Genomic DNA, 23027 nt, shown 5'->3' on the forward strand with positions numbered 1-23027 from the left:
CCGGCTCGGCAGGAAGGGCACGTCATCAGGCATCGCCCAGATAGGATTTGATGGTTTCGATAAAGCGCGGCACCGAGATCGGCTTCGAAATATAAGCCTCGCAACCGCCTTGGCGGATGCGCTCCTCGTCGCCTTTCATCGCGAAAGCAGTCACGGCTATGACCGGGATAACGTGCAAATCGTCGTCCTCCTTCAGCCATTTGGTCACTTCCAGACCCGACACTTCGGGCAACTGGATGTCCATGAGAATGAGGTCCGGCCGGTGCTGGCGCGCTAGGTCAAGCGCCTCCAGACCGTTGCGGGTGCGCACCGTTTCGTACCCGCTTGCTTCGATGAGGTCCCGAAAGAGCTTCATATTGAGCTCGTTGTCCTCGACGATCATGACCTTCTTAGGCATCGACATCCCGTCCCAACCGTCCTCCGCCCGGAGGTGGCCGTCATGCGTTCTTTCCTGAACGCACCAAACCCTGCTTCACTATACGGCGATATGATTGACGAAACGGAAACCCGCGGCCTGCAAAGCAACGCGAATCCGCCTCGCCTCCCGCGCGTCCAAAGGGCGCGCCACGCTCCTAATGGCTTGCCGCAAGCAACTCTTGCCATTACTGCGGGAGAGACTCATTCCACACGACGAAGGTAGTGATGGCAAACGCAGCGTCAATGCGCGAAGAGGCGGAAACCATTGCCGTGAAGGCCTTGGGCTTCGTTGCCGCCGATCCGGAGCTTTTGCCGCGCTTTCTGGCGATCACGGGAATAGAGGCGCATTCGATCCGCCGCGCGGCCGTCGAGCCGGGTTTCCTGGCCGGCGTCCTGCAGTTCATTCTCGCCCACGAGCCGACTTTGATGCGCTTCGCCGAGGAAACCGGCACGCCACCGGCGGCTGTCGGCAAGGCGTTGCGCGCCTTGCCGCTTGGCGATGACAATCATGAGCGCTCCACATGAGCGATGATCCCGAAACCGCGCGCCAGATCGAGGAACTGGCGGCTGACGACCGGCCGCTGCTGGTGCTCGATGTCGACGACGTGGTGCTCGAATTCATCCGCCCGTTTCCGCATTTCCTCAAGGCGCGCGGCTACGGCCTGACACTGGCTTCCTTCCGGTTGACCGGCAACATTGCCGAAACGGCTAGCGGTCGCCTGATCGAGCAACCCGAAGTCACGGCACTCCTGGGCGACTTTTTCGACGCGCAAGCCGAGTGGCAGAGCATCACCGATGGAGCGGCGAAAGCCCTGACGGGGCTTGGAGACCGCGCGGAAATCATACTGCTGACGGCCATGCCGCACAGGCATCGCGCCGTTCGCCGCGCCCATCTCGATGCGCTGGGGCTGAGCTACCCGCTTCTGACCACCGAAATGGCCAAGGGTCCGGCGGTAGCCAGACTTCGCGGCAAGACTGGACGGCCCGTTGTCTTCGTCGACGATCAGCCGCACAATCTGGCGTCGGTGCGGGAATCGGTCGCCGACGCAAGTCTTTTCCACCTGATGGCCGACAATTCGCTGCGCGCATTCCTGCCTTCGGTCCAGAACGATGTCATCGTCGTCCAGGACTGGCATGAAGCCGCACCGAAAATCGCGGGCGCGCTTGGGGTCAAGGCACTTTGACGCAATTGCGACCGGAAAAACGCTTTATACCTTTGCTTGGATTGCTCGAGGGATCAACCCTCAGGGATTGAGCTTCGCCCCTGCCCCGCCGTTCGCGCTGCCGCCATTGTCGCTGCCGCCGTTGTCACCGCCGCTCTCATCGTTTGCGCCGTCACCGTCGTCGACGCTGTCATCCACCGCCGGATCGGCCGGCTTCAGCATGACACCGTTGACAGCGACCGAGCCGTCGGCCTTGGTGTTGATGATCCATTCCAACCTGCCATCCGGCAGCGTCTTGGCAAAACCCTTCGCCATGAGAGCGACAGGCACGTATTGCCCGATCTCCGGCTCTGCCTTCGCCGCGTCCTGCAGATGCGCCATGATCTTGTCGAAGCCGGCGACGCCGACGGTGAGACTTGCGTCGGGTTTCTGGCCGAAGCTTGTCATCTCGCCCTCAAGCGCGATCTCCATGTCCTTGTTCTTGATGGTGCTATGGCCGATGACGACCTTCGGCGTCTTGGCCAGGAAGTCGGCCTTGAGCTGATCGCCGAATTCGGCCGGCAGCGGCGGGTCCTTATTGAGATCAAAGGCTTCGATTGCTTTCTTCGCCATGCTGTCGAGGTCGATGTCGGCGCCGCCGAAATTCAGGTCGACATCGGTGGGCAGCAGGGCCACGCTCCAGCTTGGCAAAAGCTGCTGCGGCACCGTCAGCCCTGAAGCCTTGATGCCGTAGCTGATCTTGCCGTTCTGGGAGACGCCGTCGGTACCGAACGCGGCGCTGAGCTGGGTCGCCCCGAAAGTGCCGATCGGGCTGTCGACCGCGAAATCCTTGAAGCCGTATGTACCATCGATGCGCTGCCACACCGGGAGCGCGGCGAGCAGAAGCGACTTGAGTTGCGCCTGGTTTGCCTTCAGCGTCTTTTCGTCTTCATTGGCCACGGCAAAGGCCAGGAGATCGAGCAGCGGCTTGGTCTGCACGCCCTTGCCGCTGGCTTCCACCGACAATTCCGGCGACTTCACGGTAACCGGAAAATTCAGTCCGCTCTCGGGATCATTGAATTTTATCGCTTCGACGAAGCTCGAAATCTTTTGCGACGTCGTGAAATCGACGCCGCCATTGGCCGCCTTTGTCGCGGACAGGGTCGCGGTGCCCGCGCCGGCGCTCATATCGATCTGCTGCTTGGCGTCCTTCGATGCCATCGTCATGCTTGAGATCGAGCTCGCGCCGCTGGTGAATGCCGCCAGATTCGGGTCATAGACACCGGAAGCCTTGCCGTCCTTGATCGAAAATTGTGTGCTTTGCAGCCCCTCGGGCCCATTGAACTCGAAAGATGCGGTTTGCGAAAAATCCATCGAGACATCCCAGGATCCGTCACTGCGCGGCTTGACCAGCAGGGCGTAGGGCGCAAAGTCGAACTTCACCAGCTTCTGGTCGGGAAAGCTCTGAGCCAGCGCCTTGAAATCAAACGCTATCCTGTAGGCGTCCCCTTCGGCCGAAACCTTCAGGATGCCCTTGTCCAGGGCTTGTTTGCCGACATAGCGCGACAGGTCGTCGGACAACTGCTTTGCGCCCTGGCTGTCGACGGCCTGGCCGAAAGCGGGTGCACTGAGCAGAAGCGCGGTAAAGGCGATTGGCAACACACGGCTCACGGGAATTCTCCGCTCGGTCGAAGGCAAAATCGTTTCCTGTCTTTGGTAGGCAAATACGATCACGACTGCAAGACGATGACAATCAGGCCATCGGCTTCTGCACCGGCCGCATTTGGCGCGGCGGATGGTTCATCGACCAGCGGCACAATCTTGCCCGCTGAAGATCAAGGATTGAGCTTCGCCCCGCCCCCACCGCTATCGTCGACGGCCGGATCGGCTGGCTTCAGCATGGCGCCATTGACCGTCACGGAGCCGTCGGGCTTGGCATTGATGACCCACTCCATCCTGCCGTCCGGCAACGTCTTGGCAAATCCCTTGACGGCCAATGCGAAGGGAAAATATTGCGCCGCCACCGGTTCGGTTTTGGCCGCCGTCTGCAGCGCCGCAACGATCTTGTCGTAGCCCGCGACGTCGACGGTCAAGGTTGCATCTGGTTTATGGCCGGGGAAGGTCATCTCGCCCTCCATCGCGATCTCCGTACCGCCATTCTTTAAAACGCTGTGACCGACGATGAATTTGGGTGTGTTGGCCATGAAGCCGGCCTTGATCTGATCGCGGAACCCCGCGGGCAGCGGTGGGTTCTTGCCGAGATCGAATGCCTCGATCGTCTTTCTCGCCATGCTGTCGAGGTCAATATTGGACCCACCGAATCTCAGGTCGAACTCGGTTGGCAGCATTACGGCCATCCAGCCCGGCGTGACCTTGGGAAAGGTCAGGCCGGAGGCCTTGATTGTGTAGTCGACCTTACCGTTGCGAGAAACGCCATCAGCCCCGAACGTGGTGTCCAGTTGCGCCACGCCCCAATTGCCCGCGTATGTATCGAACGCGACATTTTTGAATGAATAGCTTCCGGCCATCCGATCCCACAGCGGCAGCGCCGCGAGCAGAAGCGCTTTCAGCTCTGCCTGGTCGGCCTTCAACTGGGTCTCATCTTCATGAGCCACGGCGAACGCCAACAAGTCCAGGAACGGCTTAGTCCGTATCGCTTGGGCGTTCAAATCCACAACGAGATCCGAGGCCTTGACCGCCCCAACAACCCGGCCGTCGATTTTCACGGTTTCGACGAAGTCGGCCATGGCCTGCGTCACCTTGAGGTCGACGCCTCCGTTCACCGATTTGCTGGCACCGAAATTGGAGGAGCTCGAGCCGACGCCGAGTTCCGTTACCTGCCTGGGCATGCGCGAGACCATCGTCATGCCTGCCATCGAGCTGCCGCCGCTGGTAAATGCCGCCAGTTCGGGATCATAGACGCCCGTGAACTTGCCGTCCTTGATGGCGATCAGCGCGCTTTTTTGACCGTCCGGATCATTTACCTGGATAGATCCGCTGGTCGAAAAATCCGAGGAGACGTCCCAGCCGCCGTCGCCGCGTGGTTTGACCAGCAGCGTGTAGGGCGGGAAATCGAACTTCGGCAGGTTCTGCTTCGGCAGGCCCGCTGCGATCGCCTTCAAATCCAAGGTAATCTTGTAGGCATCGCCTGCGGCTGAAATCTTCAAAATGCCTTCGTTGAGCACCTGCTTCCCGACATAGCGCGACAGCTCATCGGAAAGCTGCTTTGCGCCCCGATTGTCGACGGTCTGCCCCCAGGCAGGCGCAACCAGGGCAAAACCAAGAACAACTGGCAGAACACGCTTCAATTTAATCTTCCCCTTGTTTCCAACGACCAAATCGCTTTGCTGTAGAAAATACTATGTTGCAATTGCAAGTTGAAGTTCCGTTACAACACCAGCCGCATCAGCGGCCGGCCGGCCTTCCGCTCGACGAGCCTCTCGAAACCGGCCTTCTCGAAGACCCCAGATGAGCCGACAAACAGGCCGATCGAGCGCGAATCGCGGGACAGGTCGATCGGGCAGGCCTCGACAAGCCGTGCCCCGTTCCTCCGGGCGAAATCGATGCCGCCCTCGACCAGGCAGTGCGTGATGCCCCTGCCGCGCGCCTTGGCGCGGATGAAAAAGCAGGAGATCGCCCAGACAGCCGGATCGGAAGCGTCGGCGGGGTCGATCGGCGCCGAGCCCCTGCCCTTGTTGTTCCATTCGGGCACGTCGGCGCGTGGCCCGATCTGCATCCAGCCAACCGTCTTGCCATCCTCGAAAGCCAGCAGGCCGGGCGGCGGGCCGGCCTCGATGCGCGCCTTGATATGGTCCTTGTTGCGTTCACGGCTGCTCTCGCGCCTCGCTGCCGGCGCCAGTCGGAAATGCGTGCACCAGCAGCCGTAGCAGGCGCCTTGCTTGCCGAAAAGGTCCTCGAATTCAGGCCAGAGCTCTGGCGCCAACGGCACTATGGTCGTGCTCATGCGTTCTCCCCAGGCCAAGCTTGTCGCTGGCCCTGCACTGTCGTACCATTGCGTCTGTTCTCTTTATGTTCGCAGCGATGGCGGCTTCTGTCAACAATCCCGATCACGGTTTTTGTCGTGACTGCCTGATGTTTCAGCGCGGTGAAAAGCGCCGCTGCGAACGCTGCGGCAGTCCTCGCCTTGCCCGCCATCCCGAGCTTTACCGGCTGCACCTCGCCCATGTCGACTGCGACGCCTTCTACGCGGCGATCGAGAAGCGCGACAACCCGGCACTCAAGGACAAGCCGCTGATCATAGGCGGAGGCAAACGCGGGGTCGTCTCCACCGCATGCTACATCGCGCGCATCCAAGGCGTTCGTTCCGCGATGCCGATGTTCAAGGCGCTCGAAGCCTGTCCCGAGGCGGTCGTGATCCCGCCCAACATGGAAAAATACGTCGCCGTCGGCCGCGAGGTGCGGGCCATGATGCAGGCGCTGACGCCGCTGGTCGAGCCGCTTTCGATCGACGAGGCATTTCTCGATCTCGCCGGTACAGAGCGGCTGCACGGCCTGCCGCCGGCCGTGGTGCTGGCGCGCTTCGCGTTGGCCGTGGAGAAGGAGATCGGCATCACTGTCTCGGCCGGCCTGTCCTACTGCAAGTTCCTCGCCAAGATTGCGTCCGACTTCCGCAAACCGCGCGGCTTTTCCGTCATTGGCGAGGCCGAGGCGGTCGGCTTTCTGGCAACGCAGCCGGTGACCATGATCTGGGGCGTCGGCAAGGCGTTCAACGCCACGCTCGAACAGGATGGCATCCGCACGATCGGCCAGCTTCAAGAGATGGAGCGTGGCGACCTGATGCGCCGCTACGGCGTGATGGGCGAACGGCTCTACCGGCTTTCGCGCGGCGAGGATGTCCGCCGCGTCGACCCCGACCAGGACGCCAAGAGCGTATCGGCCGAAACCACTTTCGACACCGACATCGCCTCGCTGGACGAGCTTGTCTCGGTGCTGAGAGGCCTTTCGGAGAAGGTCTCGGCGCGGTTGAAGAAATCAGGCATTGCCGGGCGCACCGTGGTGCTGAAGCTGAAGACCCAGGATTTCAAGCTGCGCACGCGCAACCGCCAGCTCGGCGACCCGACCCGGCTCGCGGACCGCATCTTTTCGACCGGCGTGGAGCTTCTTCGCAAGGAGACTGACGGGACGAAATTTCGATTGCTGGGCATCGGTGTCAGCGATCTCTCCGACGACGACAAGGCCGATCCGCCCGATCTGGTCGATGTCCAGTCGCGCAAGCGCGCCATGGCCGAAGGCGCCGTCGATGCGTTGCGCGACAAGTTCGGCCGCAAGGCCGTGGAAACCGGCTATACCTTCGGCAGGGGTCGCGACGCCCATCCGCCGGAACCGCTCGAAGATTGAGGCCGGATACGGTGCACCCGTCAGGTGCGCTTTAGATCGATACGACTGGTCACCACGTTCTTGCCGGTTTTGGGATCGTGGTCGGTGACCGTCAACAGAATGCCGTCGGAGCCTTTTTTCTCCACGGTCAATTGCGAAACGCTGTTGCCGTTGACCGGCTTGGCCCAACGGATGGCGAGGTTGATCGCATTGCCGGAGCGGCTGCCGTTGAGCTGCGCCGGACCAGTGCGCGATCCAACATAGACGCCGCTATATCTGACGCCACTGGTTTTCAGATGGGCGCTGATGGCGCGGCTCATCAGGATAAGGCCGGTGCAGCTGCCGTCGAGCGACAGCGAGGATGATGTCGAGTCCGATTTGAACGTGCAGGAAACATTGACGGTCGGGGCCGCGCTTGTTACCTGGACAGCCCCCTTGCCGGCGAAATTCCCCCTGAAGGACTGGAGAAATTTGCTCTCGTCGGCATGTGCGGCATTGGCGGCAACCAACAGGCACCCGGCAAGCATAAACCGCGCTGGTGACATCATCGAAGCTCTCCTCGTCAGGCGTGGGCAACCAGTAAGGGTTGGGTGAGTACGACGTCTCAACGCCCCGTGCCCTGTCGAGTTCCGCCCGCCACGCCACGGTTTGCAGCGCCACCACCGCAACTGGCCCAGAAGAATGGGGCGGCTAGTGGTTGCGGCAAGAACCCCGGCTTGCGACATAGCGGATATGGCACCCACCCCTTCGATCCCCAAGGCCGCGTTCTGGATGGCGCTGTCGATCGCCTCGTTCCTGGCGATGTCTGTCGCCGGCCGCGCCACGACGGCCGAACTGAATGTCTTCCAGGTGCTGGAACTGCGCTCGGTGATCGGCTTCTTTATCCTTCTGCCGCTGGTGTTTGCGAGCGGCGGATTTGTTGCGATGCGCACGCAGCGCCCCCTCGCCCATATCGCCCGAAACGTTATCCATTACACCGGGCAGGCGGCATGGCTTTACGCATTGACCTTGATTCCGCTGGCCGTGCTGATCTCGATCGAATTCACCACGCCGATCTGGACGGCTATCCTGGCGGTGACTTTTCTTGGTGAAAGGCTGTCCCGGCCGAAGCTTGCCGCGATCGTGCTGGGCCTGATCGGCGTGGTGGTCATCGTTCGCCCCGGTGTGGGCTCGGTCGATCCTGGCCATCTCATCGTGCTCGGCGCCGCGGTCTGCTTCGGCGTCTCGGTGGTCATGGTCAAGTCGCTGACGCGGACGGACAGCGTCGTGCGCATCATCTTCTGGATGCTGATCGTCCAGTCTTTGGTCGGCCTCGTCCCAGCCCTTTATGAGTGGCGCAACCCGCCGCTGGAACTGTGGCCATGGATCGTGCTGATTGCCTTCACCGGCATGTCGTCGCATTTCTGCATGGCCCGCGCGCTCGGCTATGCCGACGCCACCGTCATTTCGCCGATGGATTTCCTGCGCGTGCCGTTGTCCGCGCTGATCGGCTGGTTGCTTTACAGCGAGCAGATCGACGCCTTCACCGCCGGCGGCGCGTTGCTCATCCTGATGGGCAACCTGCTCAACCTTCAACGCAAACCGGCAAGGCCGGCGGAAGTGGCCGCTTCGTAAACCGCCGCCGATCAGTCACCCTCGTTCGGCATGTTGAGAACGTGTCCGCAGGAGAGACCTCGCGGCGCCTTGCTGTCCGCCGCTTTCATCCGGATCGCGACAGCATGAGCGGCGGATGCTTTCGCTCGGATTGCCGGCGGGCAAGCGCGCGGATCACACCAGTTCCACTTCGACCACGCCCGGCACGGCGCGCATCGCCGAGGCGATCTGCGGCGAGACGCGATAGCCGCCCGGCAGGCCAATCTCGACCTCGCCCTGCGCCTCGTCCTTGATCACGATAATGCTCACCTGGCTTTCACCGCGCTGGGAGAGCTGGGATTGGATCATCGAGGCAGGCCCATCGCCCCTGACGAAAATGCGCAGGGCCTTCTGGATGCGGCTTGCTTCGTCCTCCAGCGATTGCACGGAGTTGATGCGAAGGTTGACGCCCTCGGGCCTGTCCTCCGCCGCGACAGTGATGACGACGGAGCGGCCGGCTTCGAGGAGATCGCGGTACTGGGCCAATCCTTCTGAAAACAAAACGGCCTCGTATTGGCCGGACGTGTCGGAAAAGGCCACCACCCCCATCTTGTTGCCGGTGCGCGTCTTACGCTCCTGCTTGCTGGTGACGGTGCCGGCAAGCCTGCCGGCGGAAGCGCCGCGCTTGACGGCGGCAGAGAACTCCGCCCAGTTCTGCACCCGCATCTTCTGCAGTGCCGCCTTGTACTCGTCGAGCGGATGCGCCGAAAGATAGAAGCCGACGACCTGGAATTCGCGGTGCAGCCGGTCGGCGGCGAGCCATGGATCGGTCGCCGGCAGGTTGAGCGCCTGCGACTGGGCGCCGAGCGAGGCGCCGAAGATATCGGCCTGGCCCGAAACGGCGTTCTGCTGCGCGAGCGACGCCAGTCCCATCATCCGCTCGACGCCAGCCATCATCTGGGCGCGATCGTGGCCGAAGCAGTCGAGCGCGCCGGCCATGATCAGGCTTTCGAAAACCCGCTTGCCGACGATCTTCGGGTCGACCCTTTCGCAGAAATCGGCCAGGCTCTGGAACGGCTTTTCGCCGCGGACGGCGACGATGTGCTCCACCGCGGCGTCGCCTACTCCCTTGAGGGCGGCCATCGAATAGTAGATTCGGTTCTCGCCGACCTCGAAGGGACGGAAGCTGGTCATCACCGACGGCGCCAGGACTTCGATGCCGAGGCGCAGCGCATCCTGGCGGAAGTCGGCGAGCTTGTCGGTGTTGCCCATGTCGAGTGTCATCGACGCCGCCAGGAACTCGACCGGATAATGCGCCTTGAGATAGGCCGTCTGATAGGAGACGACAGCGTAGGCGGCGGCGTGCGACTTGTTGAAACCATAGTCGGCGAACTTGGCCAGCAGGTCGAAAATGAAGTCGGCCTGCGGCTTTGAAACGCCGCGCTCGACGGCGCCGGAGACAAAACGTTCGCGCTGCTTGTCCATCTCGGCGCGGATCTTCTTGCCCATGGCGCGGCGCAGAAGGTCGGCTTCGCCGAGCGAATAACCCGACAGCTCCTGCGCGATCTGCATCACCTGTTCCTGGTAGACGATGACGCCTTGCGTCTCCTTCACCAGATGGTCGATCTTGGGATGGATCGAGGCCATCTCCTCTTCGCCGTGCTTTCTGGCGTTGTAGGTCGGGATGTTCTCCATCGGGCCTGGCCGGTAGAGAGCGACCAGAGCGATGATGTCCTCGATGCAGTCTGGCCGCATGCCGATCAGCGCCTTGCGCATGCCGGCACTTTCAACCTGGAACACGCCAACCACCTCGCCGCGCGAAAGCATGGCGTAGGTGTCGGGATCATCGAGCGGGATCGTCGCGAGATCGATGTCGATGCCTCTGCGACGGATCAGCTTGACCGCCGTCTCCAGCACCGTCAGCGTCTTCAGGCCGAGGAAGTCGAACTTCACCAGCCCAGCCTGCTCGACATACTTCATGTTGAACTGGGTGACGGGCATGTCCGAGCGCGGATCACGGTACATCGGCACCAGTTCCGACAAAGGCCGGTCGCCGATGACGATGCCGGCGGCGTGTGTCGAGGCGTGGCGGTAAAGGCCTTCCAGCTTCTGCGCCATGTCGAGCAGCGTCTGGACGATCGGTTCCTTCTCCGCCTCCTCGGCAAAGCGCGGCTCGTTGGCGATGGCATCGGCGAGCTTGACCGGATTGGCCGGGTTCTGCGGCACCATCTTGGACAGCTTGTCCACCTGGCCATAGGGCATCTGCAGGACGCGGCCGACATCGCGCAGCACGGCGCGCGCCTGCAGCGTGCCGAAAGTGATGATCTGGCCGACCTGGTCGCGACCGTATTTCTGCTGGACGTAGCGGATCACCTCCTCGCGCCGGTCTTGGCAGAAGTCGATGTCGAAGTCGGGCATCGACACGCGGTCAGGGTTGAGGAAGCGTTCGAACAGCAGCGAGAAGCGCAGCGGATCGATGTCGGTGATGGTGGTCGAATAGGCAACCAGCGAACCGGCGCCCGAACCACGCCCCGGCCCGACCGGAATGCCTTGCGCCTTGGCCCATTTGATGAAGTCGGCGACGATCAGGAAGTAGCCGGGGAACTTCATCTTCTCGATGATGCCGAGCTCGAATTCGAGCCGCTCACGATATTGCTCGACCGTGTAGCCCGGGGTCGGTCCGTGCAAGGCGAGCCGTGCGTCGAGCCCCTCGCGCGCCTGGCGGGCCAGTTCCTCGGCCTCGGCCTTTTCGGCCGCGTCCTTGTCGGCGTTGTCGCCGCCAGTGAAGCGCGGCAGGATCGGGCTGCGTGTTTTCGGATAGTAGGCACAGCGCAGGGCGATCTCGACCGTGTTGTCGATCGCTTCAGGCAGGTCGGCGAACAGCTTTGCCATGTCGGCCTGACTGCGCAGGAAATTGTCCGGCGACAGCCGGCGGCGGGTGTCGACGGCGACGACCGAACCCTCGGCGATGGCGATCAACGCATCATGCGCCTCGTACTCGTCGCGCGACGAGAAGAAGGCCTCGTTGGTGGCGACAAGCGGAAGTTCGTGACCATAGGCGAGATCGATCGAGGATTTCTCGATCATCCGATCATAACCCGACACCCGGTCCAACTCGACATAGAGACGGTCGCCGAACATCGCCTTTAGAGTGAGCAGGCGCGCCTCGGCCAGGTCGCGGCGATCTTCCTTCAAGGCCATGCCGATCGGGCCACGCGGCCCGCCACTGAGGCAAATCAGGCCATCGCATTGGTGGTCCATCATTTCGGTCGTCAGGTGCACCGCTTCACCAGGCGGTGTTTCGAGATAAACCCGGCTGACCAGCCGGACGAGATTGGAATAACCGGCTTCGGTGGCCGCGATCAGCACGACTGGCCGCATATCGGGCCCTTGCCGGCGGCGGTCGCGCTGGCCGTCGCTATTTTCGCCGGAGAAGGCAAGCGCGATCTGGCAGCCGATAATCGGCTGGATGCCGTCCTTCACCGCCTTCTGCGCGAACTCCAGCGCGCCGAACAGGTTGTTGGTGTCGGTGACGGCGATGGCTGGCGCTTCATCTTTCACGGCGTGGCCAACGATCTTGCCAAGTTGCAACGCGCCCTCGAGCAGCGAATAGGCCGAATGCACGCGAAGATGGACGAACGGCCGCGCCGCCACCTCCGGCCGCGCAGCCGCGATCGCGGCCTCGCGCTTCAGGGGATCGCGTGGAAGTCTTTCATCCGCCATGGTTTCTCGCGCCGCCTAGGGTCTTTGAGTCGATGGGAATGTATTGTCCGGAACCGGGCGATGCCAGTCCAGCACAAACGACTACTGATCACAGGCTTCCAGCACGCTCACGCAAACTCCATGATCACCGCGTCGACGGCTAGGCTGTCGCCCGGTTTGGCGTTGAGTTTCGCGACGACAAGATCGCGTTCGGCGCGCAGGACGTTTTCCATCTTCATCGCCTCGACCACGGCCAAGGTCTCACCGGCCTTGACCTCCTGGCCCTCTGCAACGGCGATCGACACGACAAGCCCGGGCATTGGACAAAGCAGCAGCTTCGATGTATCCGGCGCCACTTTCTCCGGCATCAGCCGTTCCAACTCGGCGGTGCGCGGCAGCATGGCGCGCGCGGTTACCGACATGCCTTTCCAGGCGACATGGAGGCCATTGGCGACAGGCCGGATCTGGGCGGCAACCCTGCGCTTGCCGACCGTGCCGCGCCAGATGAGGTCACCCGGCCGCCAGTCGGACGAAACGGTCAGCGCCTTGCCGCCGTCAACGGACAGGTCGATTTCCATCGGGATCGAAACCATGCCTTCAAGGATCGAAATCGGTAGGTAGTCGTCGCCGATCTTCACCACCCAATCGCGCTTGAGCGCTCCCGAATGCGGCGCCAGGCGCCCACCCAAACGGTCGAGCCGGTCGCGGCGCAACAATTCCACCGCTGTGGCGATCGCGGCCAGCACGGCCTTTTCCTCTGTGTCGGGAACGATGGGCGCAAAACCGTCGGGATATTCCTCGGCGATGAAGCCGGTCGATATCACCCCCTCCCGCCAGCGCGGATGCTGCATCAGAGCCGCCAGGAACGGAATGTTGTGCTCGATGCCGTCGACGACAAAACGGTCCAGCGCTTCCGACATGGCGTCGATCGCTTCGAGCCGCGTCGGCGCCCAGGTGCACAGCTTGGCGAGCATCGGGTCGTAGAACATCGAAATCTCTGAGCCCTCGGTGACGCCGGTGTCGTTGCGGACAATGATATCGCCGAATTGCCCTTCGTCCGGCGGCCGGTAGCGCGTCAGCCGACCGATCGACGGCAGGAAGTTGCGGTAGGGATCCTCGGCGTAGAGCCGGCTTTCCACGGCCCAGCCGTTCAGCTTGACGTCGCTTTGCTTCAAGGTCAGCTTTTCGCCGGCGGCGACGCGGATCATCTGCTCGACCAGGTCGATGCCGGTGACGAGCTCCGTCACCGGATGCTCGACCTGCAATCGTGTATTCATCTCAAGGAAATAGAAGTTTTTGTCCTTGTCGACGATGAATTCGACCGTGCCGGCGCTCTGGTAGTCGACAGCCCTGGCCAACGCCACTGACTGTTCTCCCATCGCCTTACGGGTCTTTGCATCGAGGAAGGGCGACGGCGCCTCCTCGGCAACCTTCTGGTTACGGCGCTGGATCGAGCATTCGCGTTCGCCGAGATAGAGTGCGTTGCCATGGGCGTCGGCCAGCACCTGAATCTCGATGTGGCGGGGGTCGACGACGAATTTCTCGATGAAGACGCGGTCGTCGCCGAACGAGCTTTTTGCCTCCGAGCGCGCCCGGTCAAACCCGTCGCGCACTTCCGACGGATTCCAGGCAATACGCATGCCCTTGCCGCCGCCGCCGGCCGAGGCCTTGATCATCACGGGATAGCCGATTTCGGCTGCAATCTTCTCCGCATGGTCGGCATTCTCGATCACGCCGAGCCAACCGGGAACCGTCGACACCTTGGCCGCGTTGGCGAATTTCTTCGATTCGATCTTGTCGCCCATCGCCTTGATCGCCTTGGGCTTCGGGCCGATGAAGACGATGCCTTCCGCTTCCAGCGCTTCGCAGAACGCGGCCCGCTCCGACAGGAAACCGTAGCCGGGATGCACGGCCTGTGCGCCCGTCTGCTTGCAGGCGGCGATGATCTTTTCAGGGACGAGGTAGCTCTGCGCGGCGGGCGACGGTCCGATATGCACCGCCTCGTCCGCCATTTCGACATGCACGGCGTCGCGATCGGCGTCGGAATAGACCGCGACCGTGGCAATGCCCATCTTGCGCGCCGTCCTGATGACACGGCAGGCGATCTCGCCACGGTTGGCGATCAGGATCTTGGTGAACATGCGGGCAGAATTCCCCTCCGGCAGACGGCTCAGTTCTATGGACTATGTCGCCATGTCTCAAGTACCAGCGTATACGACATGAAAGTCGCGCTCCCGACGCCGCATCGGTCCCTTGGGCCGGTTTGTCGAATGGTGTGCTATCTGCGTCAAGAAAGCCAAGATTTCGTCTCATCTGACGGTTGATGGGCAGCCCGAAACCTGAAAGCTTGGGCACAAAAATCGCCTCTGGAGGAATTGCCCGATGAAAACCCGCGCCGCTGTCGCTGTCGCCGCCGGAAAGCCGCTGGAGATCATGGAGGTCGACCTCGACGGTCCGCGCGATGGCGAGGTGCTGGTCGAGATCAAGGCGACCGGCATCTGCCATACCGACGAGTTCACACTGTCGGGCGCCGACCCCGAAGGCCTGTTTCCGGCCATTCTCGGCCATGAGGGCGCCGGCATCGTCGTCGATGTCGGCAAGGGCGTCACCTCGGTCAAGAAGGGCGACCATGTCATCCCGCTCTATACGCCGGAATGCCGTCAGTGCCCGTCGTGTTTGTCGAGGAAGACAAATCTTTGCACCGCCATCCGCGCCACCCAGGGGCAAGGATTGATGCCGGACGGCTCGTCGCGCTTCTCGATCGGCAAGGACAAGATCTTCCACTACATGGGTTGCTCGACCTTCTCCAACTTCACGGTGCTGCCGGAGATCGCGGTGGCCAAGGTCAATCCCGACGCTCCCTTCGACAAGATCTGCTACATCGGCTGCGGCGTCACCACCGGCATTGGTGCCGTCATCAACACCGCCAAGGTCGAGATCGGCGCCACCGCGGTGGTGTTCGGACTGGGCGGCATCGGCCTCAATGTCATCCAGGGCCTGAAGCTTGCCGGTGCCGACATGATCATCGGCGTCGATCTGAACAACGACAAGAAGGAATGGGGCGAGCGCTTCGGCATGACGCATTTCGTCAATCCGAAGGAGATCGAGGGCGACATCGTCCCCCACCTCGTCAACATGACCAAGCGCGGCGCCGACCAGATCGGCGGTGCCGACTACACATTCGACTGCACCGGCAACACCAAGGTGATGCGCCAGGCCCTGGAAGCCTCGCATCGCGGCTGGGGCAAATCCGTGGTCATCGGCGTCGCCGGCGCTGGTCAGGAGATTTCGACCAGGCCGTTCCAGCTGGTCACCGGCCGCAGTTGGATGGGCACCGCCTTCGGCGGCGCACGCGGCCGCACCGACGTGCCGAAGATCGTCGACTGGTACATGGACGGCAAGATCCAGATCGACCCTATGATCACCCACACGCTGAAGCTCGAGGACATCAACAAAGGATTCGACCTCATGCATGAGGGCAAGTCGATCCGGAGTGTCGTGGTTTACTGAAGACAGCCACAAGCCGCCAGCCAACCGGCCAGCGACCCCTGTGGTGAAACATGGGAGGAGAGAAAATGGCCGAGAAACTGCATCCGAAAATCGACAATGGGCTGCCCAGGGAAAGCGCCAGCTTTGCCGGCGGCACGCTGGTCTGCGCCTGCACCAGCAAGCCGGTGAAGGTGAACGTCAAGGGCCAGATTGCCCACAACCACGCCTGCGGCTGCACCAAATGCTGGAAGCCTGAAGGCGCGGTGTTCTCGGTGGTGGCGGTTGCCGGCACTGGCGACGTCACCGTCACCGAGAACGGCGACAAGCTAAGGGTGGTCGACCCCTCGGCACTGATCCAGCGCCACGCCTGCACCGGCTGCGGCGTCCACATGCACGGACCGGTCGAGCGCGACCATCCGTTCAAGGGCCTGTCTTTCATCCACCCCGAGCGCTTCGAGGAAGACGGCTGGTCGCCTCCAGGCTTCACCGCCTTCGTCTCCTCGATCATCGAATCCGGTGTCGACCCGAGCCGCATGGACGGCATTCGCGGCCAGCTGAAGTCGATCGGGCTCGAACCCTATGATTGCCTCAATCCTGGCCTGATGGATTACATCGCCACCTGGACGGCAAAGAGGTCCGGCGCCTTGCCGGCCTGAACGGCTGCGGGCCGGTCCCTGTGGCCCGGCCCGCTCAGCTGCGCGAGAGGCGCAATCGATGGTTACGATCCGAGTCAAATTTCGCGATTGGCAAGCATCAGGCATCCACCGTATCCACAATTTTGGTGAGGACCTCTGGCGAAGGTTTCGTGATAACAAACATATCGTCATCGATCTCGGAGAAATCGACAGATCTGTTGATGAGATCACGTTCAGCGCCCAAGGCCGTCACGTGAGAAGAGCGGTGAAGGACGCCGAGATAGTTATGCGTAAACATATGGTCGACAAAGAAGCCGAGATCATTGTCGAGGCCGGCACTAGGCAAGCATGAGTGAACCACCCGCCATCTACGTCGATGCCGATGCCTGTCCGGTCAAGGCCGAGGTGGAAAAGGTCGCCGAGCGCCATGGGGTCGTCGTCACCTACGTCTCGAATGGCGGCTTGCGGCCGTCGCGCGACCCGATGATCCGCAACGTCGTGGTCTCCAAAGGCGCCGACGCTGCCGACGACTGGATCGTCGAGAACGCCAGGTCCAACGATATCGTGGTGACAGCGGACATTCCGCTTGCCGCCCGCACGGTGGCGCTCGGCGCCCATGTGCTTGGGCCCACCGGGCGGCCCTTCACGCCCGAAACGATCGGCATGGCGGTGGCCATGCGCGACCTCAAACAGCACCTGCGCGAAACCGGCGAAAGCAAGGGCTACAATGCCAGCTTCGCGCCGCAGGATCGCTCGCGTTTCCTCGGCGAACTCGACCGTATCTTGCGGCGTGCGCTGAAATCCGCCACACCGGGCTAAAAGCAATTTCAGAAAAACTGCGTAGCGGATTTCCGTCGGGAATTGCGTCAAAACAAGAATTAGCGGTTCGCCGTTTCCGTGTAACGGTGAACTGTTCTAGAAGCAGAGCGCCATTCAAGGTGGAGACCGCCATGGCCGCCGAAAAGCCTCCAATCAAGAAGCCGGTGCAGCGGCACATGCTGTTTGTGCTGTCGGCGTGCATCGGTGTCTTTGCGCTCCTCGTGGCGTTGCTCCTTCATGCCCCGCTTGCCTATTCGATCGGCGCCAACGCTTTCTTTGCCGCCTACGTCATACTGGTCGTCGCTCAGATGCCCAAGTTCACCGGCACGTATCTCAGCAAGAATGCGCGCGCCACCGATCAGCCGGTCCTGGTCATCTTCGCGGTGACACTCGTCGTCGTCGGCTTTGCCGTTGTCTCCCTGTTCCTGTTGATCAATCAGAAGGACAAAGGCCATCCCGTCGAACTCGGCTTCGCCCTGCTGTCGATTCCGCTCGGCTGGTTCACCATCCATGCCATGGCGGCGCTCCACTATGCTCATGTCTACTGGATGGACGGCGACGCCGTCGACGCCCAGACCAAGAAGAAAATCCCGGTCGGCGGCCTGCTGTTCCCGGGCGACAAGCGCCCCGAAGGCTGGGATTTCCTCTATTTCTCGACCGTCATCGGCATGACGGCGCAGACCGCCGACACCAACATCTCGACGACGCATATGCGTCGTGTCGTGCTCGTCCACTCGATCCTGTCGTTCTTCTTCAACACCGTCATCGTCGCAGCCGCCGTCAACCTCGCCGTCAGCCTGGGCGGCCCGTAATAAATCCGTGATCGGATGAAACATCGGTTTGGATCTCGACGTATCAAGAGGACAATGACCGCGTAGGACAAGCCGCAAGGCCGGGAGACCAGACAAGATGGAATCGGTTGCCAGAAGCCAATCCGAAATTGGACCGGGTGTCCCCGTTTCAAACGACAAGACACTGATCTACCGGCAGTCGCGCTGGACACGGCTGACGCACTGGCTCTGGGCCATCTCGTTGTTTTTCATGCTGTTGTCCGGCTTGCAGATTTTCAATGCCCGGCCGCAGCTCTACATCGGCAAGCAATCCGGCTTCGGCTATGACAACACCATTTTCGAAATCGGCGCCGAAAACACCAATGCCGGCCCGCGCGGCTACACCGAAATCTTCGGCCACCGCTTCGACACGACGGGCGTTCTCGGCTGGTCGGGTCCGGCTGGTAACGAGACGGCGCGCGGTTTCCCGTCCTGGGTGACCATCCCCTCCTATTATGATCTCGGCACCGCCCGCGTGATTCATTTCTTTTTCGCCTGGATCCTGACCACGACCTTGATCGTCTGGCTGGTCGCCGGCCTGATCAATGGCCACATCCGCCGTGATCTGGCGCCGCGCCTGGATGACCTCAAGCGCTTGCCGCAGGACATTGCCAACCACGCCAGGCTCAGATTCCACCACACACGCGAATACAACACGTTGCAGAAAATGGCTTATGGCGGCGTGCTGTTCGTGCTCTTGCCGCTGATGATCATCACCGGCCTCGCAATGTCGCCCAGCATGGATTCTGTGCTGCCTTTCCTCAACGATCTGCTCGGTGGCCGGCAGACGGCGCGCACCATCCATTTCACTGTCATGGTTTTGCTGGTGGCCTTCTTCGTCATCCATATCCTGATGATCCTTGCCGCCGGCCCGATCAACGAACTGCGCTCGATCATCACCGGCTGGTACCGCACCGATCCTCCCGCGCATGACGCCAAAACGCCCGAGAGGAGTGCCTGACATGGCGAAATTTGAGATCAGCCGGCGAAAATTCCTGACCGCCGCCAGCCTCGGCGCATCCGGCATCATGCTGTCCGGCTGCGACGCCTTCGACAGCCAGCTCAGCATCGGCAGCGGTCTGCGCAGTTTCCTCGAAAACGCCAATGGCCTGACGCACAGGGCACAACGGTTGCTCGGCGGCGGCAATTCGCTGGCGCAGGAATTCACCGAGGCTGATATCCGTCAGCCAATGCGGCCGAACGGCGTGACCGCACCGGATGACGACACATACAAGGCCCTGCTCGCCAACAACTTCGCCGATTGGCGCCTGGAGGTGTCGGGTCTCGTCGAAAAGCCGCTGTCGCTTACCCGCGAGCAACTGATGAACATGCCGAGCCGCACCCAGATCACCCGGCACGACTGCGTCGAAGGCTGGAGCTGCATCGCCAAATGGACAGGCACGCCGCTGTCGCTGCTGCTCGACCAGGCGGTGGTCAAGCCGCAGGCGCGCTATGTCATGTTCCACTGCCTCGACACGATCGACCACGGCCTTTCGGGCGACATCAAATACTACGGCACCATCGACCTGATCGATGCCCGCCACCCCCAGACCATCCTCGCCTACGGCCTCAACGGCAAACCGCTGCCGGTCGAGCACGGCGCGCCGCTGCGTGTCCGCGTCGAGCGCCAGCTCGGCTACAAGATGCCGAAATATCTCTACAAGATCGAACTGGTCGACGGCTTCGCCAATGTCGGCGGCGGCCGGGGCGGCTATTGGGAGGACAATGGCTACGACTGGTATGGCGGCATTTGAGGACCGCCGGCATAAAGGCAGAGCATAGTTTGTCGGGCATGGAGTTGAGTTCGCTCGAAGAGCGTCTCCATCGCGACAACCGGCGTGCAGCGGACCGCGATGACGACCGGAGGCTTGCCTTTGTCATTCGTGACGACACAGGACACGCGATCGGAGTTGCTGCCGGCTATTCATGGGCGGGCACGTCCGAGCTCACATTGATGTGGATTGACGAGGCTCACCGAGGCCGCGGCTACGCAAGGCAATTGCTCGATGCGTTTATCGCCGAGGCCACCGATCGCGGCGTCAAGAATATCTGGGTCTCCAGCCACGACTTCCAGGCACCGGGCCTGTATGAAAAGGCCGGCTTCCAGCGCATGGCCGAACTGTCAGGATGGCCCGAAGGCCATTCCAATATCATCCTTTGTAAAACGGTAGCGACGGCCGGCGCGGCTTAGGCAACCTTGTCGAGCAGCGGCTTGAGCGCCGGATGGATTTCGGGCGAGGCATGCTTGATCAGGGTCAGCAGCGCACGCTCGTTCTCGTATAGAGGCCGGTTCACGCCGATATGTGCGATCAGCCATTTGGCTTCGCCGGCATCGATCGTCTCGGCGCGACGAACCAGCGCCTCGGCCGCCCTGTTCTTTGCTTCCCATTCGGTCTCGATGTCGTCAGGCGAACGATAAGCCTCGACGAGGCCGGCAAGACCGCCGGAAACCATGCGGCTGAAAAAACCGCCGATCTCCGGACCCGCGTGATCGAGAAAGGTTTCCTGGCGCAACGCCACCTCGCGGGTGGGTGCCTCGTAGCCGGCCGAGCACATGACGAAGTTCGCGATCGCCTTGACGAACAGGTCGTTCCAGGCCGGATCGTTGTCGGCCTGGGCTGTCCGCTCGTTGATCCTGAACAACACCTCGGCCTCGGCACGAGTGATGGCGATATTGCCGTCGCCGCCATGGGCATGGAGGATACGGCGCAGAAGCTCGACTTCCGCCCTGGCGATCAGTCCAGGCACCAGCGCACCGCCCAGCATAAGCGGTCCCTTGCCGTCGACGACCGCGTGGGCGACTTGCTCCAGCGCGTAGGCACAAAGCCGACTCGGCGAGGATTTCGCCTCTTCCAGCACATGGACCAGCAATTCGAGTTCGGTTCGGCTGTCGACCATGCCGTCGCGGGAAATCGTGCGGACCAGCCAGTCGGCATTTTCCTGCGAAATGTAGCCTTCCGGTCTTTCCTGATGGACGATGTAGTCGGTGACAGCCTCGACGAAGAACGGTGCCCATTCCGCACATTTGTCGCGCGCCGTCTGGTCGAGCGCGAACAAGGCCTCGGCTTCACCCCGGGTCACCACGCCGTCGGCGAACACGTCGCGGCGCAGCATCACCACATCCTCCGAAGCAATGCGGTTCTTCGAAGTCAGCCCCGCTACCGGAGCGCTCATGATCAACTCGCCCATTTGTCGTCCCCGTTCGCCCAGCGCGTCACATCGGCCTGCTATATCAGGAGTGTCTTGAAAAACCGGCAAATGGCGTGGTTAGCGAAGACTTGTCGGAACAGTGTCGCAGGGAGGTGACAAGGTGTCGCCAACGGGCTATGGATTGCGCGTCGAGGGCTCAGGCTTTGAGTCCTACCTGTTTGCGGGAGAGAGCAGCGAGAGCTGCCGCCGAAGGGGAAATCGCCCGAAATCTCTCAGGCAAAAGAACCGTGGACGGGAAAGACACTCTGGAAAGTCGGGGCTTGCCCCCGCGCCGAAGGTGTAAGCGCCGCTGACAGAGTTCCGGCTGCGCGAGTCTCTCAGGCTTCAGACAGAGGGGCACGGACTGGTCGCCATTCGCGGCCGATTGCGTGCGACTCTGGAGACGACATGACGGGCGACGACGATAAACACCTTCCCCTCGAAGATATCCACCGAGCCGCCGGTGCGCGCTTCGGCGCCTTTGCCGGCTGGTCGATGCCGCTGACCTATCCGGCCGGCGTCATGAAGGAGCATCTCCACACCCGCGAAGGTGCGGGTCTCTTCGACATCTCGCATATGAAATTGTTCGAGGTCAGTGGGCCGGAAGCGGTTGCGCTGTTGAACCGCGCTTGCCCGCTTGACGCCGGCGCGCTCGAAATCTCGCAATCCAAACTGACCTTCTTCCTCGGTGAAAAAGGCGGCATTCTCGACGACCTGATCGTGACAAGGCTCGGCGATACAAGGTTCATGGTGGTTGCCAATGCCGGCAATGCCGTCGCCGACGAAAAGCATTTGCGCGGCTTGGCAACCGGCTTCGACGCCAAAGTCGAGCCTCTCGACCGCGTCTTCCTGGCCATCCAGGGCCCGGAAGCCTGGGCGGCGCTCTCGCGTGCCGGCATCGAGACCGGCTCCCTGCTGTTCATGCACGGGGTCGAGCCGCGAAAAGACTGGTTCATGAGCCGGTCGGGCTATACCGGTGAGGACGGTTTCGAGATCGGCCTGCCGGAGGCCGATGCGCGAGACCTCGTCGCGAAGCTGCTGGAAGACGAGCGCGTACTCTGGATCGGCCTTGCAGCGCGCGACAGCCTGCGGCTGGAAGCCGGCCTCTGCCTGCACGGCCAGGACATCACGCCGGAGACGGACCCGGCCGCGGCTGCGCTGATGTGGGCAATTCCGAAGGAAATCCGTGCCTCCGGCACTTTCATCGGCGCCGACGCCTTGCGCGCCGCCGTGGAGCGGGGCCCGGCGCGAAAGCGGGTCGGGCTGAAACCGGAGGGGCGCCAACCGGTGCGCGCCGGGGCTGCCCTGTTCGACGCCGACGGCAAACCCGCCGGCCATGTCACCTCGGGCGGCTTTGGCCCCTCGGCCGGCCATCCGGTCGCCATGGGCTATGTCTCCACCTCGCTGGCAAAGCCCGGAACGCGGGTTTTCGCCGACGTGCGCGGCACGAAGATCCCAGTCGAAATCAGTTCCCTGCCCTTCACCCCTCATCGCTACCGCAAAGGATGAATTCCATGGCAACAACCTATTTCACATCAGACCACGAATGGCTGCGCGTTGAAGGCGGCATAGCCACGGTCGGCATCACCGACTACGCGCAGGAACAGCTCGGCGACCTCGTCTTCGTGGAACTGCCGGAAACGGGAAAGAAGCTGGCCAAGGGCGACACCGCCGTCGTGGTCGAATCCGTCAAGGCTGCCTCGGACGTTTACGCGCCGGTCGATGGCGAGATCACCGAGGCCAATGGCACTCTTTCATCCGACCCCTCACTGGTCAACTCGGCGGCGACCGGCGCCGGTTGGTTGTGGAAGATGAAGCTTGCCGACGAAAGCCAACTCGCCGGCCTCATGGATGAGGCCGCCTACAAAGCCCATATCGCCTGACATCAGGAATTA

22 protein-coding genes and 1 riboswitch are annotated in these 23027 nt (G+C 62.2%); of the genes, 14 read left to right on the plus strand and 8 right to left on the minus strand.

Annotated features, from left to right (window positions below; translation table 11 throughout):
- Positions 1–25: 25 nt before the first annotated feature.
- Positions 26–397 (minus strand): response regulator, encoded by a 372-nt coding sequence (locus LB556_RS02805; RefSeq protein WP_006334976.1) that lies wholly within the window; start codon positions 395–397, stop codon positions 26–28.
- Positions 398–642: 245 nt separating this feature from the next.
- On the opposite strand from LB556_RS02805, the gene LB556_RS02810 reads away from it, so the two are divergent.
- Positions 643–942, plus strand: a complete 300-nt coding sequence (locus LB556_RS02810) for a DUF3572 domain-containing protein (RefSeq protein WP_224563197.1) — start codon at positions 643–645, stop codon at positions 940–942.
- Complete coding sequence (locus LB556_RS02815; RefSeq protein ID WP_224563200.1) at positions 939–1601, plus strand: DUF2608 domain-containing protein; 663 nt, start codon at positions 939–941, stop codon at positions 1599–1601. The genes LB556_RS02810 and LB556_RS02815 overlap by 4 nt, the downstream gene beginning before the upstream one ends.
- 60 nt (positions 1602–1661) lie before the next feature.
- Here the strand turns inward: LB556_RS02815 and LB556_RS02820 are convergent, their stop codons facing one another.
- The 3 genes from LB556_RS02820 to LB556_RS02830 form a co-directional block, all read right to left on the minus strand.
- On the minus strand, positions 1662–3230 hold the full coding sequence (locus tag LB556_RS02820; protein WP_224563203.1) for a hypothetical protein: 1569 nt from the start codon (positions 3228–3230) through the stop codon (positions 1662–1664).
- Positions 3231–3394: 164 nt separating this feature from the next.
- Positions 3395–4867 (minus strand): hypothetical protein, encoded by a 1473-nt coding sequence (locus LB556_RS02825; protein ID WP_224563205.1) that lies wholly within the window; start codon positions 4865–4867, stop codon positions 3395–3397.
- Between the two features lie 80 nt (positions 4868–4947).
- Positions 4948–5523: a GNAT family N-acetyltransferase gene (locus LB556_RS02830; protein ID WP_224563207.1), complete on the minus strand. Its 576-nt coding sequence runs from the start codon at positions 5521–5523 to the stop codon at positions 4948–4950.
- A 65-nt stretch (positions 5524–5588) separates the two neighbouring features.
- Here LB556_RS02830 and LB556_RS02835 point away from each other — a divergent pair, with 65 nt between their 5' ends.
- Positions 5589–6917: a DNA polymerase IV gene (locus LB556_RS02835; protein ID WP_224563209.1), complete on the plus strand. Its 1329-nt coding sequence runs from the start codon at positions 5589–5591 to the stop codon at positions 6915–6917.
- Between the two features lie 20 nt (positions 6918–6937).
- On the opposite strand, the gene LB556_RS02840 is transcribed toward LB556_RS02835, so the two are convergent.
- Positions 6938–7444, minus strand: a complete 507-nt coding sequence (locus LB556_RS02840; protein WP_224563212.1) for a hypothetical protein — start codon at positions 7442–7444, stop codon at positions 6938–6940.
- 184 nt (positions 7445–7628) lie between these two features.
- On the opposite strand from LB556_RS02840, the gene LB556_RS02845 reads away from it, so the two are divergent.
- Positions 7629–8510, plus strand: coding sequence for a DMT family transporter (locus LB556_RS02845; RefSeq protein ID WP_224563214.1), 882 nt, complete (start codon positions 7629–7631; stop codon positions 8508–8510).
- Positions 8511–8663: 153 nt separating this feature from the next.
- Here the strand turns inward: LB556_RS02845 and dnaE are convergent, their stop codons facing one another.
- On the minus strand, positions 8664–12191 hold the full coding sequence (gene dnaE, locus LB556_RS02850; RefSeq protein ID WP_224563217.1) for a DNA polymerase III subunit alpha: 3528 nt from the start codon (positions 12189–12191) through the stop codon (positions 8664–8666).
- 107 nt (positions 12192–12298) lie between these two features.
- Entirely contained in the window at positions 12299–14311 is a 2013-nt protein-coding gene (locus LB556_RS02855) for an acetyl/propionyl/methylcrotonyl-CoA carboxylase subunit alpha (protein WP_224563220.1), read from the minus strand.
- Between the two features lie 241 nt (positions 14312–14552).
- Between LB556_RS02855 and LB556_RS02860 the strand changes: the two genes are divergently transcribed.
- From LB556_RS02860 to LB556_RS02895, 8 genes are all read left to right on the plus strand, one after another.
- Positions 14553–15680: an S-(hydroxymethyl)glutathione dehydrogenase/class III alcohol dehydrogenase gene (locus LB556_RS02860; protein WP_224563223.1), complete on the plus strand. Its 1128-nt coding sequence runs from the start codon at positions 14553–14555 to the stop codon at positions 15678–15680.
- A 65-nt stretch (positions 15681–15745) separates the two neighbouring features.
- The gene (gfa, locus tag LB556_RS02865) at positions 15746–16315 is read left to right on the plus strand and encodes an S-(hydroxymethyl)glutathione synthase (protein WP_224563238.1); all 570 of its coding nucleotides are present in this window, start codon (positions 15746–15748) and stop codon (positions 16313–16315) included.
- 58 nt (positions 16316–16373) lie between these two features.
- On the plus strand, positions 16374–16646 hold the full coding sequence (locus tag LB556_RS02870) for a hypothetical protein (protein ID WP_224563242.1): 273 nt from the start codon (positions 16374–16376) through the stop codon (positions 16644–16646).
- Entirely contained in the window at positions 16643–17113 is a 471-nt protein-coding gene (locus tag LB556_RS02875) for a YaiI/YqxD family protein (protein ID WP_224563245.1), read from the plus strand. Before LB556_RS02870 ends, LB556_RS02875 begins: the two co-directional genes overlap by 4 nt.
- A gap of 131 nt (positions 17114–17244) precedes the next feature.
- Positions 17245–17925, plus strand: a complete 681-nt coding sequence (locus LB556_RS02880; RefSeq protein WP_224563247.1) for a DUF1345 domain-containing protein — start codon at positions 17245–17247, stop codon at positions 17923–17925.
- A gap of 97 nt (positions 17926–18022) precedes the next feature.
- A complete protein-coding gene (locus LB556_RS02885) occupies positions 18023–18904 on the plus strand; it encodes a cytochrome b/b6 domain-containing protein (protein WP_224563249.1) in 882 nt (293 codons plus the stop codon).
- Between the two features lies 1 nt (position 18905).
- Positions 18906–19697: a molybdopterin-binding protein gene (locus LB556_RS02890; protein WP_224563251.1), complete on the plus strand. Its 792-nt coding sequence runs from the start codon at positions 18906–18908 to the stop codon at positions 19695–19697.
- Between the two features lie 38 nt (positions 19698–19735).
- Positions 19736–20134: a GNAT family N-acetyltransferase gene (locus LB556_RS02895; protein WP_224563253.1), complete on the plus strand. Its 399-nt coding sequence runs from the start codon at positions 19736–19738 to the stop codon at positions 20132–20134.
- Here the strand turns inward: LB556_RS02895 and LB556_RS02900 are convergent.
- Positions 20131–21132 carry a hypothetical protein gene (locus LB556_RS02900; protein ID WP_224563256.1) on the minus strand — a complete coding sequence of 334 codons (1002 nt, stop codon included), beginning with the start codon at positions 21130–21132 and terminating at the stop codon, positions 20131–20133. The two genes, LB556_RS02895 and LB556_RS02900, sit on opposite strands and share 4 nt — an antisense overlap.
- A 172-nt stretch (positions 21133–21304) precedes the next feature.
- Positions 21305–21391, plus strand: a riboswitch (glycine riboswitch).
- Between the two features lie 149 nt (positions 21392–21540).
- Between LB556_RS02900 and gcvT the strand changes: the two genes are divergently transcribed.
- Positions 21541–22641 carry a glycine cleavage system aminomethyltransferase GcvT gene (gcvT, locus tag LB556_RS02905; RefSeq protein WP_224563262.1) on the plus strand — a complete coding sequence of 367 codons (1101 nt, stop codon included), beginning with the start codon at positions 21541–21543 and terminating at the stop codon, positions 22639–22641.
- 5 nt (positions 22642–22646) lie between these two features.
- Positions 22647–23015, plus strand: coding sequence for a glycine cleavage system protein GcvH (gcvH, locus tag LB556_RS02910; protein WP_115139583.1), 369 nt, complete (start codon positions 22647–22649; stop codon positions 23013–23015).
- Positions 23016–23027: the final 12 nt, after the last annotated feature.

It is taken from the genome of Mesorhizobium sp. ES1-4, from assembly GCF_020164745.1.
Lineage (GTDB): Bacteria > Pseudomonadota > Alphaproteobacteria > Rhizobiales > Rhizobiaceae > Mesorhizobium.